At 33.8% G+C, this 18790-nt stretch carries 15 protein-coding genes; 8 read left to right on the top strand and 7 right to left on the bottom strand.

Annotation, left to right across the window (positions count from 1 at the left end; translation table 11 throughout):
• Positions 1 to 23: 23 nt before the first annotated feature.
• Together VB776_RS00760 and VB776_RS00755 are read right to left on the bottom strand one after the other, a co-directional pair.
• Positions 24 to 2141 carry a Tex family protein gene (locus tag VB776_RS00760; RefSeq protein WP_323325041.1) on the bottom strand — a complete coding sequence of 706 codons (2118 nt, stop codon included), beginning with the start codon at positions 2139 to 2141 and terminating at the stop codon, positions 24 to 26.
• A 149-nt stretch (positions 2142 to 2290) separates the two neighbouring features.
• Positions 2291 to 2746, bottom strand: coding sequence for a GNAT family N-acetyltransferase (locus VB776_RS00755; protein WP_323325039.1), 456 nt, complete (start codon positions 2744 to 2746; stop codon positions 2291 to 2293).
• 82 nt (positions 2747 to 2828) lie between these two features.
• Here VB776_RS00755 and VB776_RS00750 point away from each other — a divergent pair, with 82 nt between their 5' ends.
• The 5 genes from VB776_RS00750 (at position 2829) to nhaD (ending at position 9915) form a co-directional block, all read left to right on the top strand.
• Positions 2829 to 4436, top strand: coding sequence for an ABC transporter substrate-binding protein (locus tag VB776_RS00750; RefSeq protein WP_323325037.1), 1608 nt, complete (start codon positions 2829 to 2831; stop codon positions 4434 to 4436).
• Between the two features lie 162 nt (positions 4437 to 4598).
• Positions 4599 to 5882 carry a glutamate-1-semialdehyde 2,1-aminomutase gene (hemL, locus tag VB776_RS00745; RefSeq protein WP_323325035.1) on the top strand — a complete coding sequence of 428 codons (1284 nt, stop codon included), beginning with the start codon at positions 4599 to 4601 and terminating at the stop codon, positions 5880 to 5882.
• A 320-nt stretch (positions 5883 to 6202) separates the two neighbouring features.
• Positions 6203 to 6895, top strand: coding sequence for a response regulator transcription factor (locus tag VB776_RS00740; protein WP_323325033.1), 693 nt, complete (start codon positions 6203 to 6205; stop codon positions 6893 to 6895).
• 95 nt (positions 6896 to 6990) lie between these two features.
• Positions 6991 to 8358, top strand: coding sequence for a HAMP domain-containing sensor histidine kinase (locus VB776_RS00735; RefSeq protein ID WP_323325031.1), 1368 nt, complete (start codon positions 6991 to 6993; stop codon positions 8356 to 8358).
• Positions 8359 to 8643: 285 nt separating this feature from the next.
• Entirely contained in the window at positions 8644 to 9915 is a 1272-nt protein-coding gene (gene nhaD, locus VB776_RS00730; protein WP_323325029.1) for a sodium:proton antiporter NhaD, read from the top strand.
• Between the two features lie 37 nt (positions 9916 to 9952).
• Here nhaD and VB776_RS00725 read toward each other — a convergent pair whose 3' ends face one another.
• The 5 genes from VB776_RS00725 to VB776_RS00705 form a co-directional block, all read right to left on the bottom strand.
• Positions 9953 to 10978, bottom strand: a complete 1026-nt coding sequence (locus VB776_RS00725) for a sensor histidine kinase (protein ID WP_323325027.1) — start codon at positions 10976 to 10978, stop codon at positions 9953 to 9955.
• Positions 10979 to 11033: 55 nt separating this feature from the next.
• Positions 11034 to 13958 carry a BamA/TamA family outer membrane protein gene (locus VB776_RS00720; RefSeq protein ID WP_323325025.1) on the bottom strand — a complete coding sequence of 975 codons (2925 nt, stop codon included), beginning with the start codon at positions 13956 to 13958 and terminating at the stop codon, positions 11034 to 11036.
• Between the two features lie 74 nt (positions 13959 to 14032).
• A complete protein-coding gene (locus tag VB776_RS00715) occupies positions 14033 to 14800 on the bottom strand; it encodes a hypothetical protein (RefSeq protein ID WP_323325023.1) in 768 nt (255 codons plus the stop codon).
• Positions 14801 to 14833: 33 nt separating this feature from the next.
• Positions 14834 to 15898 carry an AMP-binding protein gene (locus VB776_RS00710; RefSeq protein WP_323325021.1) on the bottom strand — a complete coding sequence of 355 codons (1065 nt, stop codon included), beginning with the start codon at positions 15896 to 15898 and terminating at the stop codon, positions 14834 to 14836.
• Positions 15899 to 15975: 77 nt separating this feature from the next.
• Positions 15976 to 16470 (bottom strand): QcrA and Rieske domain-containing protein, encoded by a 495-nt coding sequence (locus tag VB776_RS00705; RefSeq protein WP_323325019.1) that lies wholly within the window; start codon positions 16468 to 16470, stop codon positions 15976 to 15978.
• Between the two features lie 395 nt (positions 16471 to 16865).
• Here VB776_RS00705 and VB776_RS00700 point away from each other — a divergent pair, with 395 nt between their 5' ends.
• From VB776_RS00700 to VB776_RS00690, 3 genes are all read left to right on the top strand, one after another.
• Positions 16866 to 17318 (top strand): DUF2452 domain-containing protein, encoded by a 453-nt coding sequence (locus VB776_RS00700; RefSeq protein ID WP_323258827.1) that lies wholly within the window; start codon positions 16866 to 16868, stop codon positions 17316 to 17318.
• A 103-nt stretch (positions 17319 to 17421) separates the two neighbouring features.
• Positions 17422 to 18234: a 1,4-dihydroxy-2-naphthoyl-CoA synthase gene (gene menB / locus VB776_RS00695; protein ID WP_323325017.1), complete on the top strand. Its 813-nt coding sequence runs from the start codon at positions 17422 to 17424 to the stop codon at positions 18232 to 18234.
• 128 nt (positions 18235 to 18362) lie between these two features.
• Positions 18363 to 18770, top strand: a complete 408-nt coding sequence (locus tag VB776_RS00690) for an EVE domain-containing protein (protein WP_184136599.1) — start codon at positions 18363 to 18365, stop codon at positions 18768 to 18770.
• Positions 18771 to 18790: the final 20 nt, after the last annotated feature.

Here is an 18790-nt window from a genome sequence, read left to right as displayed (position 1 = left end):
GTCTTTTTTCTTGCATCTAAATACTAAACCGCCTTCATACTCAAAGCAATTCTTTTTCTGGCGATATCAACTTCCATTACTCTTACTTGTACTTGTTGCTGTAATTTCACCACTTGATTTGGGTCTGAAACATACTGATTGGCTAGTTGAGAAATATGAACCAAACCATCTTGTTTTACGCCAACATCTACAAAACATCCAAAAGCAGTAATATTTGTAACGATACCCGGAAGTACCATTCCTTCATATAAATCTTCTACTTTCTTCACATTTGCATCAAATTCAAAAGCTGTTAATTGTTCACGTGGGTCACGAGAAGGCTTTTCCAATTCTTTTAAAATGTCTTGAAGTGTCAATAAACCAATTTTGTCGTTGGCATAAGCGTTCAGATTCAATTGTTTTCTAAGTTCTGCTGAACTCATTAAATCTTTTACTGAACATTTTAAATCTTTTGCCATTTTTTCAACAATTGGATACGTTTCTGGGTGGACTGCCGAATTATCTAAAGGATTTTCTGCATTATGAATTCTCAAGAAACCTGCACATTGCTCAAAAGCTTTTTCACCCAAACGTGCTACTTTTTTAATTTGCTGACGAGATTTAAACTCTCCGTTTTCTTGACGATACTTCACAATATTCGCAGCTAAAGATGGTCCTAAACCAGCAACATAACTCAATAAATGTTTTGAAGCGGTGTTCAAATTTACACCCACAGCATTTACACAACTTTCTACGACTGTATCCAAAGTTCCTTTTAGCATCGACTGGTCAACATCGTGTTGGTATTGCCCAACGCCAATTGATTTTGGGTCGATTTTAACTAATTCAGCCAAAGGATCCATCAATCTTCTACCAATAGAAACCGCTCCACGAACTGTTACATCTTTATCTGGAAATTCTTCACGAGCGATAGGAGAGGCGGAGTAAATAGATGCTCCTTGTTCTGAAACGACAAAAATTTGTGGTGCTTTTTTGAAAGCTAATTTCTTGACAAAATCTTCAGTTTCTCTTCCTGCTGTTCCGTTTCCAATGGCAATGGCGTCAATTTCATATTTTTCAGAAAGCGTTAAAATGGTATTTTGTGCTTCAATCGACTTGTCAAATGGATAAATAACGGTGTCTGCCAATAAATTTCCTTGTGAATCTAACACCACTGTTTTACAGCCTGTACGATAACCCGGGTCAATCGCCAATACTTTTTTCTGTCCAAGTGGTGAAGCTAATAATAACTGACGAAGGTTTTGTGCAAATATTTTAATGGCTTCAGTATCTGCTTTTTCTTTTGAAAAGCCCGCAAATTCATTTTCAATAGAAGGTCTCATCAATCGTTTGTAGCAATCTGTGATTGAATCTTCCACGATTTTTTTAGCATCAGGTAAGCCTTTTAAGAAAATTCTATCTAATGCTCCTAAAGCGTTGTCTTCCTCTGGAGAAACACTTACGCTCAAAAATCCTTCTTCTTCGCCACGGCGTAAAGCCAATAAACGATGCGAAGGTACTTTTTTCAACGGTTCGTAGAAATCAAAGTAATCTTTGTATTTAATTCCTTCTTCTTCTTTGCCTTTTTTTACTTTGACATAAACCATTGCTTCACGCTCAAATACTTTTCTAACAGCATTTCTTGCCTCCACATTTTCGTTAATCCATTCTGCAATAATATCTCTTGAACCTTGTAATGCTTCTTCTACATTTGCTACTTTGTCGTTTAAAAATGCTTCGGCTTTTTTAAGAACATTAGCTTCTTTTTGTTCGAAAATTAATTTTGCTAGAGGCTCTAAACCTTTTTCAATCGCAATACTTGCTCTGGTTTTACGCTTTTGTTTGTAAGGTAAATAAAGGTCTTCTAGTTCTTGTAAATAATAAGCGTTGTTAAGTTTTTCTAACAACTCTGGCGTCATTTTCCCTTGTTCTTCAATGGATTTTATGATGCCTTCTCTGCGTTTATCGGCTTCTTTTAGCTTGCCTAAAAGTTCTTTAATATCAAGAATTTGTACTTCATCTAAACTTCCTGTTGCTTCTTTTCTGTATCGTGCAATGAACGGAACTGTTCCTCCTTCCTCTAATAAATTTATTGTATTTTGTACTTGTGTTTGATTTACGCCAACGGTTTTGGCAATAATTGAAAGCTGTGTTTTATTCATGAATTTGTATAAAATATGAACGTGTCAGAGAAGTAATTAACCGCATCTGACAGTGTTTGAATCTTGTTTTTGCTCAAAAAGATAATGCTTTAAAAAGCTTTATTTTTGAAGCAATATTGATTTTTTATTCGCTAAAATACGGATTTGTTTTATTCATTCCTCAACATTTCTATATGTTCGATGCCGTCTTCTAAATAAATTTCACTAACTTGTTGAAAGCCAAAAGATTCATAAAATTGCTTTAAATATAATTGTGCACCGATTCTGATTGGGCTACCTGCAAAGATTTCTTCCATCATTTCAATTGACTTAAGCATTAAAGTTTTACCAAAACCACCGCCACGAGCTAAAGGAGAAGTAACAACTCTACCAATTGATGCCTCTTCATAAGAAATACTCGGTGCTATTAAACGAGTATAGGCTACTATTTTTTGGCTGCTGGTATCAAAACCAATAAAATGAAATGAGATGATGTCTTTATCGTCTAAATCTTGAAAAGGGCAATTTTGTTCAACAATAAAAACCTCATTACGAAGTTGTAGAATTTGGTATAATTCGATTGTAGTTAAGTCTCTAAAATGCTTGAGGTACCAGTGAATGTTCATTATGAAATTAGTTTTGATGAGTAATTGATACAATCGTGAATATACAAAGTTTATTATCTTTGTAAAACTCAAACTTTCAAATATGCTAAATAGATTTATCTGGATTTTATTGCTACTGTTTACTTTCCACGTCGGTAAGGCTCAGAATTCGCTTCCTGAATATGAGTTAGCCTATAAAAAAGCACTGGAACTTTATAAAAATCACGAGTACGAAAAAGCTAAATTTGCCTTCACGAATCTTTCTAATAGCCAATTGGTTTCTGCACTTGTACCTAATTCTTTTTATTTTTCAGCATTAAGTGCGATAAAATTGAAAGAATACACTGTGGCGAAAACAGCACTGAAGAATTTGATTACAGTTTACCCTTCTTGGGCTGACAAAGCTGAAATTAACTTTTTGTTAACCATGTTAGCTTTTGAAGAAAAAAAATATACAGAGGCTTTTGGTATTGCTCAAAAAATTCCAGCAGATTCTTTACAGGATGATTTGAACGAGATGAAAGTATTTTACGTCCGTAAGATTGATAATGCTAAATTAGTTCAAGATTTATCGAAGAAATATCCTAACGAAACAAGTTTATCTGATAAGGTTCAACAAAATATTGTCATTAGTACTACTTCTGCAGGAGTTACAAAGTCAAGAACAAGTAAAGGATATTTCAATTTTGGCTTATTGTTACCAGTTGAAATCAATAGTTTTAGTCCTGATAAAATCCGTAAAAATCAATATGCTTTAGATTTATATCAAGGTATGAAACTAGCAAAAGCACAACTTTTGAAAGAAGGAATTACGTTGAATTGCTTTGTTTATGACATGATAAACGAGCCAGACGAAATGCTTGAGCTAGTGAATAATCGTTCTTTTCAAATGATGGATTTATTGGTCGGTCCACTTTATACCGAAACCAATAAAATTGCAACAGCTTATTGTGATGCCAATCAGATTCCGATTGTGAATCCGATGTCTAATAATCAAAAAATTTTGCAAGATTATAACTTATCTTTCTTGGCACAGCCTTCATTGGCGATGCAAGCTGTCAAAGCTGCTGATTTTGTGAGCAGACAAGCTTTTTTAGGAAGAAATACTGCGATTTATTATTCTGATGCTCAGAATGATTCATTGATGGCAGTAAGCTATCGTGAACAAATGGAAAAGATTGGTTACGAAATTGTGAAATTCGAGAAGATTAAATCATATTCAGAAGATATCATCGCCAAACTACCTGAAAAAAGAGTAAGCCATATTTTTATGTCAACTTCTGATAAAAAAGCGGGGCTTTCGATGATTACGGCTTTGAATAAAAAAGAAATAATGGCACCACTTGTAACCACTGCGGAGGCTTTTAATACTTACAATTTGAGTAATGGTACTTTGTCAGGAAGAGAAATTTATTGCATTAATCCTGAATTTGTAGATAATGAAAAACCAGAAGTAGATGCTTTTCGTAAAGAATATCTAGGTAAGTATGGTGTTATTCCTTCATATTATGCTTTTCATGGTTATGATTTAGCACTTTTTTGGGGAAGATTATTCGGTAAAAATGGTTATAATATTAGGAAAGGCTTGGATACGCCCGCTACCTACAACAATGCTTATACTTTAATGGGCTTTAACTATTTTAAATCTCAAGACAATCAAATTTGCCCAATCACTACTTTACAAAATTATAAGTTTGTATTGGCGAAGTAGAATTTTAGAGTTAAGAAGCAAGACATAAGATTCAAGACACAAGACGGAAGTGGCAAGAAGCAAGAACTAAGATACAAGAAACGAGATTTGAGATTTGAGAAAACTATGTCTTAAATCTTGCCTCTTGTATCTAATATCTTGCTTCTCCACAAAACAAAAACAATGACACAATCAGAACAACTTTTTCAAAAAGCTAAAAACTTTATTCCAGGAGGCGTGAATTCGCCAGTGAGAGCATTTCGTGCAGTAGGAGGGAATCCCATTTTTATTAAATCTGCCAAAGGAGCATACTTATACGACGAAGACGGAAATTCATACATTGAATTAATCAATTCATGGGGACCAATGATTTTAGGTCATGCCCACGAATTAGTAGAAAAAGCCGTAGCAGATGCTATTCAAAGTGGTTTTTCGTTCGGAGCGCCCACTCGTAGAGAAGTAGAAATGGCAGAATTAATTTGCTCAATGATTCCATCCGTAGAAAAAGTACGTATGGTAAATTCTGGAACAGAAGCAACGATGTCGGCAGTAAGAGTTGCTCGTGGTTTTACTGGAAAAGATAAAATGATAAAGTTTGAAGGCAATTATCACGGACACGGAGATTCATTCTTGATAGCAGCAGGTTCAGGCGTAATGACATTCGGAAGTCCAGATTCACCAGGCGTAACCAAAGGCGTAGCCAATGATACATTAACAGCTCCTTATAATGATTTAGCAGCCGTTCAAACCTTGGTAGATGCCAATAAAGGAAACATTGCTTGTATCATTCTTGAACCCGTAGTCGGAAATATGGGTTTGGTAAAGCCAGTTGAAGGATTCTTGGAAGGTTTAAGAGCCATTTGTGATAAAGAAGGAATCATTTTGATTTTTGATGAAGTGATGACAGGCTTCCGTTTATCAAAAGGAGGATTCCAAGAACGTTGTGGCGTTACTCCTGACATGACGACGATGGGAAAAATCATCGGCGGAGGAATGCCAGTAGGAGCTTATGGCGGTAAAAAAGAAATTATGGATTGCGTTTCGCCAGCAGGTCCTGTGTATCAAGCAGGAACACTATCAGGAAATCCAATTGCGATGGCAGCAGGTTTAGCAATGTTGAATCACTTAAACGAAACACCATCAGTTTATACCCGTTTGGAAGAAGTAGGCATAAGATTAACCGACGGAATGAAAGCAAACATGAGCAAATTAGGTTTGAATTATACCTTAAATCATGTTGGTTCTATGTTTACTTTATTCTTTACAGACCAAGCCGTAAATAATTTTGAAGATGCAAAAACTTCTGATACTGTAGCATTTGGAAAATACTTCCAAGCCATGTTGAAAAGAGGAATTTATTTAGCACCATCGCAATACGAAGCCATGTTCCTTTCAACAGCCTTGACAGACGAACACATCGCAACTATTTTACAAGCCAATTACGAAAGTTTACAAGAAATCCAGTAGCTCGGATTTCCAATCCGAGAACATTTTATCAGCAAAATACTTGATGAAATGGTCATCTTGTAAGATTGAATAAGCATAAACTAAAATGAAATGCTTCTATCACAAGATTAAATAGGCATAATTAAAACCGTAGGTCGGGTTTCCAACCCGACTTATAAGACTTTTTATCAAGAAAAAATTGCATAAATAAGTTCAAGATGATTTCACCAGTAGGATTTCCTTTATATAACATCTAACTATGTGAACGACTGCAATGTATCTCTTCATCGGATTAGAAACCCGAGTTACGGTTTAGGTTATCAATCCGACCTACAGATTTTATGGAAAACAACAAAAAAATATTACTCATCGAAGATGATAAAAGGGTTTCTGATAGTCTGAGAAATGGATTAGAGAAAAAGAATTATATCATCGAACCAGCATACGATGGTTTTATGGGAGCTAGTTTGGCTACTAATAATACCTATGATTTAATTTTGCTAGATGTCAATTTGCCTTTGATGAATGGTTTTGAAGTATGTAAAATCATTCGTCAAAACAATATTCTTACGCCGATTCTGATGCTTACGGCAATGGGAGAAGTAGATGACAAAGTAAAGGGCTTTGAAGAAGGTGCTGACGATTATATGGTTAAACCTTTTGAATTCAGGGAGTTAACCGCTAGAATTCAGGCTTTGATTCGACGTGCGAACCAACAACAGGATTCAGGAACTGAAATATTAAGAGAAGCCAATTTGGCATTAAATTTAAGAAGTAAAACAGTTACTCGTGATGACCAAGCTATAGAATTAACAGCTAGAGAATTTGAACTGCTGGAATATATGCTCAGAAATAAGGGTAGAGTATTATCCAAAATGGATATTGTAGAAAATGTTTGGGATTTGAATTTTGATACAAGTACCAACATCGTTGAAGTGTATATTAATTACCTCCGCAAAAAGATAGACCGTGAGTTTGAACCTAAACTCATTCATACCAAAACAGGCTTGGGATATGTATTAAAAACGTTGTAAGTCGCATCTGTAAAATAAACGACTTCATTGTATGGATTAATTGTGGTATTAAAATTCACAACTCATCATTCACAATTCATCACTCTTAATTATACATGCAAATTCGGTATAAAATAGCCATTCAGTTTACGATTATTGTAGCGATTATCTTGCTGATTTTCTCTGCCATTGTTTTTCTTCGGGCTGAAAATCAACGCAAAAAAAACTTCTACGATCGTCTGCAAGCTCGTTCAAATACAACCGCTCGTTTGTTGGTTGATGTCCAAGAATTTACTCCAAGATTATTAAAATTAATGGATAGTAATTCTTCTTTACGTTTATCTGATGAAGAAGTATTTGTTTATAATTTTAGAAATGAACTTTTGTATGCCAATGTAGAAAAGCGAGCAGATTATCTCAATAATCATTTATTGGAAATGGTTCGGAAGGAGGGAAGAGTAACTTTTGAAAGCAACCAAAGACAAGTAATTGGAGTATTATTTGAAGGAAAATTCGATCGTTTTGTCGTGTTAGCTTCTGCAACCGATAGTGTTGGAATTGAGCAAAAAGAGAATCTTATCAAAACCTTGGCAATAGGTTTGCTATCGGGAATACTTATCACAATAGCTTTGGGTGTGTTTTTTGCCAGTCAGGCATTGAAACCGATTCAGTCAGTGAATGAAGAGATTTCTAGAATTACAGCTCATAATCTCAAACAAAGGTTGGACGAAGGCAATGGTAAAGATGAAATTGCAGAACTAGCTGTTAATTTCAACAGTATGCTTCATCGATTGGAAATGGCATTTATTCAACAAAAGCAATTTGTTTCACAAGCATCGCACGAACTCAGAACGCCTTTGGCTGCTTTAAAAACAGAAGTACAAGTAGGCTTGGATGAGGAGTATTCTACACAAGAGTATCAACAAATTTTAAAGAATATTTTGAATGATACCGAAAGACTTATTCAATTATCCAATGGTTTGCTACAATTAGCAAAGGCAACGGATGACGGTGAAAAGTTTATTTTTGAGGTACTAAGAATGGAGGATATTTTATTAAATGCCCAAAAATCTGTACAGCAAATTCATCAAGATTATCGGATTACTTTTGATTTTGAAATTATTCCAGAAGAAGATAATCTTACTTTAATTGAGGGAAATCAAGTTTTATTAGAAAATCTTTTTGTCAATTTGTTGGAAAATGCCTGTAAATATTCTGCTAATCAACAAGCTAATATTTTGCTAAGCTTTGATAAAAAGTATTGTATCGTAAAAATTCAAGATAAAGGAATTGGGATTTCTAAAAGTGATTTGCCAAATATTTTTAATCCTTTTTATCGTGCCAGAAATACTAATAATATCAAAGGTTTTGGTGTGGGTTTATCTGTAGCGAAACATATTATTGAACTTCACAATGGCATCATTCAAGTAAAAAGTAAATTGAATTTAGGAACAGAATTTGTTGTGAAAATTCCTCATCAATGATATTTCTGCTTTCTAAGCGAATTCTAATATTAGATTAAGCTTTTTTTAAGATAAAAACCAGACATTTGTTCTATAAACATTGTTCATCATCATTTAGATAATGATTTAGGAATTTAGATAATGATTTAGGAATTGATATACATGAAATAATGATGGGATTTCTGTTATAACGTAGTAGAATAATTTGATCTGTTAAGGAATCACCGTTAGTTATGCTGACGGTGATTTTTGTGAATAAACATACCTGTAAATATTTAACCAAATTCATATACTTAAACCGCAACGATGCAAACTTTACTGATTCTTACTTTTGTAATTGGCTACTTGGCAATTGCTTTTGAACATCCTATTCATCTCAACAAAACAGCAACAGCCTTAATTACAGGTGTATTATGTTGGACAATCTACATTCTTTTCGACCATGAACCCGCTAAAGTTGGGGAAGAATTATCACATCATTTAGGCAGTGTTTCTGAAATACTTTTCTTTCTTTTAGGAGCGATGACTATTGTTGAATTGATAGATTCTCATCATGGTTTTAAAATAATTACAGATAAAATTACTAGTAAAAACAAAGTTACTTTACTTTGGATAATTAGTTTGATTACCTTTTTCTTGTCGGCAGCTTTAGATAACCTTACAACAGCCATTGTGATGGTTTCTGTGTTGAGAAAACTGATTAAGGATAAAGAAACAAGAATGTTTTTTGCAGGAATTGTCATTATAGCAGCCAATGCAGGCGGTGCGTGGTCACCTATCGGAGATGTTACAACAACCATGCTTTGGATTGGTGGACAAGTTACGGCAACTGCTATTATCAAAGGATTATTGCTTCCTAGCTTAGTGTCGCTTTTTGTGCCATTGATTTATCTTTCGTTTACAATGAAAGGAAATATCACTTCTCCAACTTCTAAAATTAGTGTAGAAAATGAAACGTATTTGGCTAGAAAACACTCTATAATAATGCTTTCTACAGGTTTGGGCATGCTACTATTCGTACCAATTTTTAAAACCATTACACATTTGCCGCCTTATATGGGTGTATTATTAGGTTTAGGAGTTGTTTGGGTTGTTTCTGAAATACTTCATCATGGCAGAGACGAAGCTGAGAAAAAACCTTTCTCAGTTGCTCATGCACTTAGTAAAATAGACTCTTCAAGTATTTTATTTTTCTTAGGAATTTTGTTAGCGATTGGTTCTTTAGAAGCAACTCATTTACTGACGGGGCTCGCTACTTGGATGAACAGTAGCATTGGCAATCAAGACTTAATTGTGTTTGCCATAGGTTTGGCTTCAGCAGTGATAGATAATGTGCCTTTAGTGGCGGCATCTATGGGGATGTACGATTTAGCAAGTTTCCCGACTGATTCAAAACTTTGGGAATTTATGGCTTATTGTGCAGGTACAGGTGGAAGTATTTTAATCATCGGTTCGGCATCTGGTGTAGCAGTAATGGGAATGGAAAAGATAGATTTTATGTGGTATCTAAAAAAAATCAGTTTGTTAGCTTTTGTGGGGTATTTAGCTGGAGCAATTACTTATTTGATACTTTTTTAATGGATAATAGCGAGTTGTGAATTTTATTTACAACTCGCTATACCATAATTGTGATTGTCGCTATAACAGAATCATCTTCCTGCGTTAATGCAAAAGATGCTTTATCTTGAAAATTCAATAATAAACGTTTTTGTAAATTCTTCATTCCAACGCCGTCTTCACTAGCTGTACTTATTATTTTTCCAGTATTGATTACTTTTAACGTAAAAACATTCTGACTGTAATCCGAAACGATTCTTAATTTTCCTCCTAATTTATTCTTCCCAATTCCATGTTTAATGGCATTTTCTACCAATAGTTGTACAGACATCGGAGGAATACTTAAATTCAATGTTTCTTGCTTAATATCGAAAGAGTAATCTAAACGTTTTTCATACCTTATTTTTTCTAGGAAAAGATAATCTCTCACTAATTTTAATTCCATATCCAAAGGCACTAATTGCTGGTTGCCCATGCTCAAGGAAGTTCTAAGTAATTGAGAAAGCTCCGTTAAAGCTTGGCGAGCAAGCTCTGGGTCGAAAATCGTAAGTGCTTTAATACTATTGATAGCATTAAAAAGAAAATGCGGATTGAGCTGATTTTTAAGATTTTCAAGTTCAGCAGTTTTCAAAGACATTTCGGCATTAGCCAATTGTAATTCTTTTCTTTGGGCTTTTCTGTTGCTTAAAAAGAGATGAAAAAATAAAAACCAAATGATAACATACCGAACCGATTCTATAAAGAATTGATAATAGTCATAAGCTTCTAAAGCAATACCCAAACTCGGTTTTCGGTAACGTTGAAAACCAAAAAAATAATCAATTATAAAAAAGCCAAGCCCCAACAATAATGAAGACACTAAAGGGAAAACAATCATTTGCCCGTTTTCACGGTCTTTATTGAGATATGTTTTTGCATAAAAGTGCGTAAAAAGAAGACCTACAAAGAAATTAATCGTTAGGTAGGAACCCAAGTGCATGGGTTGTTCAAAGTATTTTGTTGTTGGTTGTCTAAGAACAATAGTCGTAAAGAGCCACCAAGAAACTTGCATTATCCAGTAAACTCGGTAAGAGAAAAAATTCATATTAGATGTATAATGTTGAACTGATAGATTATTTCTCAAACATAAAGGTTTTTTCTTAAAAACCAATATCAATTACTAAAGGCTGAAAGATAAATCGTCCTTGATTTGGCAAATAAATACCTCTACAACCTGCTTCAAATTGTTGTGAGAAACGTAAAAGATGAAACTGAGCCGTAAAATCAAAACCGATTGAAGTAAAATCTCCTTTATCTGAACCTCTGTAAGTAACCGTTTGACCATTTCGAACTTCTTTCCAATTATAATTGGTTTCACCCTGTCCAAAATCTGCGAAGAAATTAGCTTTCAATCTTTTTAAATAAACTAATCTGCCAAAATTCCAGTCGGGGTCTAATAACGGTAAACGGTATTCTACTGAACCAGTACTTAGGTTTTCAAAAGCACGATAACTATAACCTCTAGGAAAAAATGTTGGGCTACCAAAAATATATAATTTACTGTTTGGTGAACCATTAGGATTTTTGAAACTACTTTGGTTTTGCAAAGCAGCTCTTAAACGAATACTATGATGTTTGAAGAATCCTGGAATATATATACTTCCTTGAATAGATGTCAAGCCACCATTCAACTCTCCGCCAAAAGGCATATTTCTTGCATAAAAACTGATACTTTGTCCCCAACGTGGTGCTACATCTCTCAAAGCTCTTTTTAATTGTCTTGAATACGCAAAAGTATAAATCATTGAATTGACATTGCCGTTGAAACTTTCAGAAAGATAACGGTCTTGTAAATCATAACCACTTACTTGTGTAATAGCCGTATTTACACCAATTTCCATTGATTCATAATACTTGGAACGAGTAAAATTAAAGGGCAAACTCAACCCTAATACAATTTGTTGCTGATTCCATTTATCCGACCTTAAACTATCTCTTGGACTACTTTTGTCAATATAAATGTCAGTTTGGCGTTGTCCGTTGGTATAGTTCAGATTGATTTTTGGATACCAAGCTTCAAAACTTAAATCAGCGAAAAATTGTCCAGTTTTTTCGTTGGCATTGTATGAATAACCAGTACTGATGGCAGTAGTACTTAATAAATCTTGAGAAGAAAGACCAACATTAAGATTGTTACTGTTTGAACTAAAAACTGCTCCCCAATTATAAATATTAAAAATGTTGGCTTTGCTGTAAGGCTTGGTTTCGTAAGTTTGGGTTGGAATATTTTTCAATAAATTTTCTCCTGCTTCTTGCACCAACATTTGTCCAAAGAACTTCACAGGTTTAGTCAAAGATTCATCGAAAGGCAAAAAGTTGTCAGGATTAAAAGGCATTGCAACAATTCGATTTCCATTCTCTGTAAAATCATTGAAGTAAAGTGTTTTACCATCTGTAGAAATAACTGGGTTAAAAGCACCGAATTTTCGATTGGTTACTTGAAAACGTTTTTGTGTTTTTGTATCAAAAGCGAAAATATTATCAATTCCTGTTACGCCTGAATTAAACAAAATGTAATTCCCAACTTTTATTGGATGTGCAATGTTTTCAGTATTTACTGCAAATAATTCCTTTTCAAAACCATTTTCAGGGTTAATAGCAACAATACTTTTTTTGCCATTAAGTAATTTTACAGCAAGAATCTCAGTGTTTTCTGTCCAGCGTGGATGCAAGTAAAAAGCATTTCTAGTATTCTGAATTCTTGAAATTTCCTGTCCATTTTCGGCATCTAAAATGACTAAACTACATTTATTTTCAGGGCTATTTTCTATGGCTACAATTTTACTAGCATCGTTTGATAAAGCTGGTGCCGTAAATTTCGTTTTGTGCGTAAGTGTTTTTGTCGTTTCTGTATTGAAATCATAGATTTTGATAACGGAAAAATCTTTTTGTCCCCAACGGACATCAAAATTAAATTCAGCCCAAACTACTTTTGAACCCGCCGTAGAGAGTATTCCAGCATTATTGAAAATACCTAATTCAAGTAATTTTTCTTCATTATTTTCTTTGTCTAATAATACAAATTGTTGAATATCAGCCAAGCCAGATTTTAAGGCTAAAATTCTACCATCGGGTATTATTTGTGGAAATTCGTACTGAGTAAAAAACTTATTTTTAGTAGTTTTTAATGATGAAACAGTTGTTTCTTGAACATCTTTTAACTGTGTTTCCCAAGCATTTTTAGCATTATCAAAAGCATTTTTGTAAAGTTGCTCTGTTTTTAAACCTGTTACTTTTTTGATATTATTCGAAAAAGAAAAAGGATAAAAAGGCATTTTGTATGTTCCTTCCAAAATTTTATCCCAAGCATCAGCCCCATATTTGGTTTTCATATAAGACGTCATCAAATAACCATTTACATAATGATTTGGGATGAAGTTTTTATATGAACCACTTACGGCTTTGGCATAACTATAAGCACCTTTTGTTAGCAATTGTGTACGCAAAGCCATATCGAAAGTTGGAATTTTACCTCTTCCAGAATGAGACAATACAGATTCTGTTCCAACGGCATCGCCTTCTGAAAACCAATTAGGAACAGCCAAAGAGTTGATGATGCCCAAACCATTACTTCCAAAAAGAGTGTGCATTAATTTGGTACTTCCTGTCAAAGCTTTATCGTATTGAACGATGTGCCGAAATTCATGAACAGCCAATAAATCTAACCAATTGTTTGTGCCAAGTAAAGTATAGTCTTGTGGAGGAGTAATATAAAATTCTGAACGACGGGGAAACAAAGTAACAAAACCATTTGAAACACTCGTTTGATTTTGGAGAAGGATAGAAATAGGACGTGGGTTTTTCCCAAGCGTTTTACTGACAGGCTGATAAACTGTTTCTAAAACATTGGCGGTTCTTTCGCCTAATGACTGAATATTGGAGGGGAAAATTAAGCGAAAGTGAGGTGTTTTAATCTGCGACCATTTCAGCGAAGCAGGGTTTTGAGATAAATTGACAGCGTTTTCTTGAGCAAAAATTTGGCATCCACCAATCATGATGAATAAAAAAAAGAATACTCTTCTCATAGATTTCACACAGTAAAAATTGGTTAGGAAATGGAAATAGTCGCTCCACGAGAACGACTATTTTTATTTTTTTACTAAAAATACGCTTCAAATTTTTGATATAAATCTACAATGTAAGCTCTGTTTCCATTAGGATTTTTTAAGCTTTTTGTGAATTCATACCAGAAACCATCACCAATTGAAATAAATTTTCCAACGGTTTTGGGTTCAGCTTTTTGTGCTTTATCAGTGATAAAATCACCAATGAAAATGTGTTGTAATAAATCGCTAGCTTCTTCCCAAGAAAGATTTTTACTTTCTTCAATACCATTTGTAGTGGTTGAAGCAAGTACTTTTCTATTAGTATAATGTAAATTCAATTCAAAGGTTGAAGTACTTTTATCTTTTTCAATCTTTTTGAAAACCAGTTGAAAAGGAGCTTCTTTTCCATAAGTTTCATAAACAGCTTGCGTAAGTTCTTGTAGTAAATATTCCCAAGCTTCTTGATTGGTTGGATTTCCTTTTATTTTTTGATTGATTGATATTTCCAGAAAATTCTGCTCTTCTTCCAAGGCTTTTGTATTAAATTTTTCAGAAGTTTTACCAATTAAATTGAGAATGGGTGCTTCCCAAGCTTTTGATAATTCGCCAGCCCAAGCTAAATCTTCATTGCCAGTAAAACCTTCTTCTAAGATTTCTTCGTCGGTCAATTCATCTCTGTAAGTATAGGCAATCTCAAATTTTGTATCAATAAAATTTTCTTTAAAATCTAAAGTGAGGAGGATTTGGTGTGAAAAAGGAGGAGGCAAAATGTCTGCCGTCTCGAATTTGATTTCTAATTGTGATAATTTTTCTACTTTCATGCTTTCTATTTTCCTTTAGTCATGTTGACTTCGCTATTTTTCTTGCAAATTTAATCTTTTTATGGTAGCTTTTTTATCAATTTTTCCTGTTGGTGTTTCTGAAAAAGTAGAAATAGTAAAAATATTTTTAGGAATTTGATAAGTATCTGATACGCTTTTAATTTCCTCTAATAATCTACGTTTTATTTCATCGTCCAGATTTTCGGATTCTAGTACTAAAATTAATTTTTGTCCGAGGCGTTCATCTGCTATGCCAAAAGCAAAAAAACGATTAATTTGAAGTGCTTCTATAAAGGTTTCAACAGTTTTTTCTACTTTTTCTAGCTGAATTTTTACACCGCCACTATTGATAATATTATCAAAACGTCCGATTAATTTAAACTCATTTTCAGCAATTATTTCAACCAAATCGTTGGTTTGAACTAATTCAAAATTGCTGGCTGCTGCCAAAATATTCAAACAATTTCGTTCGTCAATTCCGATTTTTACGCCTGCTAAAACTTTAAAGTTTTGAGAAGTATTTTCTTCGTTAATCTTGCGAGTGGCAATGTGAGAAACCGTTTCCGTCATGCCATAAGTACTATAAACTGGAACTGATAATACTTGAATTTGTTCAGCCATTTGTTGACTTACAGCCGCTCCGCCGACGATAATGGCTTTCATTTGATTTAAAACATTTAGATGATTTTGATTATTACTTTCTAAAATACTTTGTAATTGTAAAGGAACAAAAGCCGCAAAATCAATCTTTTGATTTTCAATATTCAATAACGGATTACTTGATGGAGGAATAATCAGCAGTTTTAAATTCAAAACCATCCCTCTTACCAACATCATAATTCCTGCGATATACTCTACATTCAAGCAAACTAAAGCTAAATCTCGTTCTTTTAAGCCAAAAGTTTTGCCTGTTAATAAAGCACTCGCTTCCATTTGCTTTCTGCTCAACGAAATGGGTTTAGGTTCACCGGTTGAGCCAGAAGTTTTTAAAATAAAACTTTCTTGTCCTTCTAGCCAAATTTTACAGAAGGCTATTACTTTTTCTTCATAGTCCGAATTGGACTTCGGTAAATTATTATAATCTTCAATCAACATCATTTTTCAAATAAAAAACACTCCTAAAAATACCAAAGTTAGCATTTTTGAGGAGTGTTCTGGATAAAAGCTCCATTTTTCTAAGATACTTTTAGCGTGTTCTTAGCACTATCAAAAGAAGTAGAGAATTGTGTGAGTGGACTAGCCGCAGGGCCATTAATTACTTTACCTGTCAAATCAAAGTTTGAACCATGATTTGAACAATTAAAACGGTTATTGTCTGCTTGGAAATCAACCGTAGTTCCTTGGTGAGTACATGCTTTGGCAACTGCAATGTAATTTCCTGCTTTTGTTCTGGCAACAATTACATCGCCAGTTACGATTGCTTTTCCGTCGGTTTTTAAATCAGCAAAACTTGAACTTGTTAAATCTAAGGTAAAATTAATTGTACCTTTTGAGATTGTATTATTGCCTGTTAAACCTGTTGTTGTACCACCAGTTCCACCAGTATTACCATTGTTGTTATTGTTTGAAGGCGTTGGATCTGACGAATTAGAACAACCCGACAAGCAGCTTTGTAATATAACGGCACCAACACTTACTCCAACCAACGATAAAAATTCTTTGCGTTCCATAGGACTGAAATTTTAAATTAAATGAGAAGATTTAGTTTTTTAAACCATACGCCAAAAACTTTGACGGGGTTGCGTTTGTTATCATTATTAAATGATTGAAAATTGATTAAAAATATTTTTGATATAAAATAATGGACTCAATAAGTCCTTTATTTGTAGGGAAAATGTCTTTTTAGGAATCTATTTATAGATATTTTTAAAGTAATATTCTCCTATTTTTATATTTTGTAGATTTATTATCTTCATTTTTATTGAAAAGTAATTATATTATCCTTATTTGTTAATTTTGGTAGATATTTATAGATTTGACTTTAGAGAATTCAAGGTTTTAAGCTAGAGACAAAGACTAATCAATGTTCAAATCATTTAATCATTCAATTAATTAAAAGCTCGTTATGGCAGCATCTGAAGATAAATTTTTAAACCCTATCAATAAAGATAAAGTAGCCGAAAATCCCGGTTTACTTCCTTATGCTCACACGGCAGGTAGTGCCGTTATTAAACCTGAAGATTTAGGGAAATCAAAAGGCCGTTCTGTTTTAGCAATGCGTCAACAAACTGATAGACAAATGAATCAGTTGTATGAACAAATGGAAACCTTGGCTCGTCAGGCAAAATTATTAGCCCAACGCAAAGAAATTTCAGAAAGAATTTATGATGCTGCCATCGGTTTTGAACCCATTATTAATGAAACTTACTACATGTACGAGAAAGAAGATGGTACGGATTTACTTTCATTAATTGCACCAAATGAATGGGGGCGTTCGTTTAAATACAGCAGATATTTAGCGAAGTGTTTATTGTTGGCAGACCATACTTGGGATGTACAGTATAACGAAGAAGCTTGAAAAGAATAATTGGAGCTTTGTAAATGAGTGATTAATTTTGAAGTCATTTACTTTAAAAAGCATAAACATTATAAAAGTATAAACATTATAATTATACAATAATATGAAGTGGGAAACCCTTAAAGAATACAAAGAGATTTTATTTACTTTTCATGAAGGAATTGCAAAAATCTCAATCAACCGTCCACAAGTGCATAATGCTTTTACACCATTGACGGTGAAAGAGATGATTGACGCCATGAACATTTGTCGTGATACAGAAGAAATTGGCGTAATCATTTTAACAGGTGAAGGTGGAAAAGCATTTTGTTCTGGCGGTGACCAATCAGTTCGTGGACATGGTGGTTATGTTGGCGAAGATACTGTGCCAAGATTAAACGTGTTAGATTTACAAAAACAAATTCGTTCGATTCCAAAACCTGTTGTTGCGATGGTCGCTGGTTGGGCAATTGGCGGAGGACACGTTTTACACGTTGTTTGTGATTTATCAATTGCAGCTGAAAATGCTCGTTTCGGACAAACTGGCCCAAATGTAGGTTCTTTTGATGGCGGTTTTGGTGCTTCATACTTAGCTAGAGTAGTTGGCCAGAAAAAAGCTCGTGAAATCTGGTTTTTGTGCGACCAATACAATGCCGAAGAAGCACTTGATATGGGTTTAGTGAACAAAGTAGTGCCATTGGATAAATTAGAAGAAACAACTGTAGCTTGGTGTAAAAAGATTTTAGAGAAAAGTCCATTAGCTTTAAGAATGTTAAAATCATCATTCAATGCTGAATTAGATGGACAATCAGGTATTCAGGAATTGGCAGGTAATGCAACTTTATTATATTATTTATCAGAAGAAGCGAAGGAAGGTAAAAATGCGTTCTTAGAAAAACGTAAACCAGATTTTAGCAAATTCCCTAAATTTCCTTGATATTAACTTCCGAAAGTTTAAACGCTTTCGGATTTTTTTATTCCATTAATGGAGTAATAATTAATGAAAAAGAGTAATTTCATTCTCATCAATTAAAAATTTCTCAAAAAAATAAAATTTAGAAAAGCATGAATTATTGGCTCGTAAAATCAGAACCTTTCAAATATTCTTGGGATGATTTCGTTAATCAAGGCACAGGCGTATGGGATGGTGTGCGAAATTTTCAGGCACGAAATAATTTAAAGGCCATGAAAGTGGATGATTTGGTTTTGTTCTATCATTCAAATGAAGGTATGGAAGTAGTAGGAATCGCCAAAATTGTAAAAGAGGCTTATCAAGACCCAACTACCGATGATAAAAATTGGGTAGTTGTAGATCTTGTTCCTGTTGAAAAACTTCCTAAAACGGTTACTTTAAAGCAAATGAAAGCCGATGAAAGATTAAAGGATTTATCTTTAATCAAACAATCTCGCCTTTCGGTTGCACATATCAAACCTGAAGAATTTGATATTATCCTTGGTCTTGCGCATGAATAAACAAGCTCAAACATTTAATT

Source organism: Arcicella gelida (genome assembly GCF_034931025.1).
Taxonomy (GTDB): domain Bacteria; phylum Bacteroidota; class Bacteroidia; order Cytophagales; family Spirosomataceae; genus Arcicella; species Arcicella gelida.
This window is presented reverse-complemented; position numbering and strand designations above follow the sequence as displayed.

Bases quoted from the DNA above. Each gene is read 5' to 3' on its own strand.
- VB776_RS00760 (WP_323325041.1), bottom strand. From the start codon at position 2,141: ATGAATAAAACACAGCTTTCAATTATTGCCAAAACCGTTGGCGTAAAT.
- VB776_RS00750 (WP_323325037.1), top strand. From the start codon at position 2,829: ATGCTAAATAGATTTATCTGGATTTTATTGCTACTGTTTACTTTCCAC.
- hemL (WP_323325035.1), top strand. From the start codon at position 4,599: ATGACACAATCAGAACAACTTTTTCAAAAAGCTAAAAACTTTATTCCA.
- VB776_RS00740 (WP_323325033.1), top strand. From the start codon at position 6,203: ATGGAAAACAACAAAAAAATATTACTCATCGAAGATGATAAAAGGGTT.
- VB776_RS00720 (WP_323325025.1), bottom strand. From the start codon at position 13,958: ATGAGAAGAGTATTCTTTTTTTTATTCATCATGATTGGTGGATGCCAA.
- VB776_RS00690 (WP_184136599.1), top strand. From the start codon at position 18,363: ATGAATTATTGGCTCGTAAAATCAGAACCTTTCAAATATTCTTGGGAT.
- VB776_RS00700 (WP_323258827.1), top strand. From the start codon at position 16,866: ATGGCAGCATCTGAAGATAAATTTTTAAACCCTATCAATAAAGATAAA.
- VB776_RS00755 (WP_323325039.1), bottom strand. From the start codon at position 2,746: ATGAACATTCACTGGTACCTCAAGCATTTTAGAGACTTAACTACAATC.
- VB776_RS00715 (WP_323325023.1), bottom strand. From the start codon at position 14,800: ATGAAAGTAGAAAAATTATCACAATTAGAAATCAAATTCGAGACGGCA.
- VB776_RS00735 (WP_323325031.1), top strand. From the start codon at position 6,991: ATGCAAATTCGGTATAAAATAGCCATTCAGTTTACGATTATTGTAGCG.
- VB776_RS00705 (WP_323325019.1), bottom strand. From the start codon at position 16,470: ATGGAACGCAAAGAATTTTTATCGTTGGTTGGAGTAAGTGTTGGTGCC.
- VB776_RS00710 (WP_323325021.1), bottom strand. From the start codon at position 15,898: ATGATGTTGATTGAAGATTATAATAATTTACCGAAGTCCAATTCGGAC.
- nhaD (WP_323325029.1), top strand. From the start codon at position 8,644: ATGCAAACTTTACTGATTCTTACTTTTGTAATTGGCTACTTGGCAATT.
- menB (WP_323325017.1), top strand. From the start codon at position 17,422: ATGAAGTGGGAAACCCTTAAAGAATACAAAGAGATTTTATTTACTTTT.
- VB776_RS00725 (WP_323325027.1), bottom strand. From the start codon at position 10,978: ATGAATTTTTTCTCTTACCGAGTTTACTGGATAATGCAAGTTTCTTGG.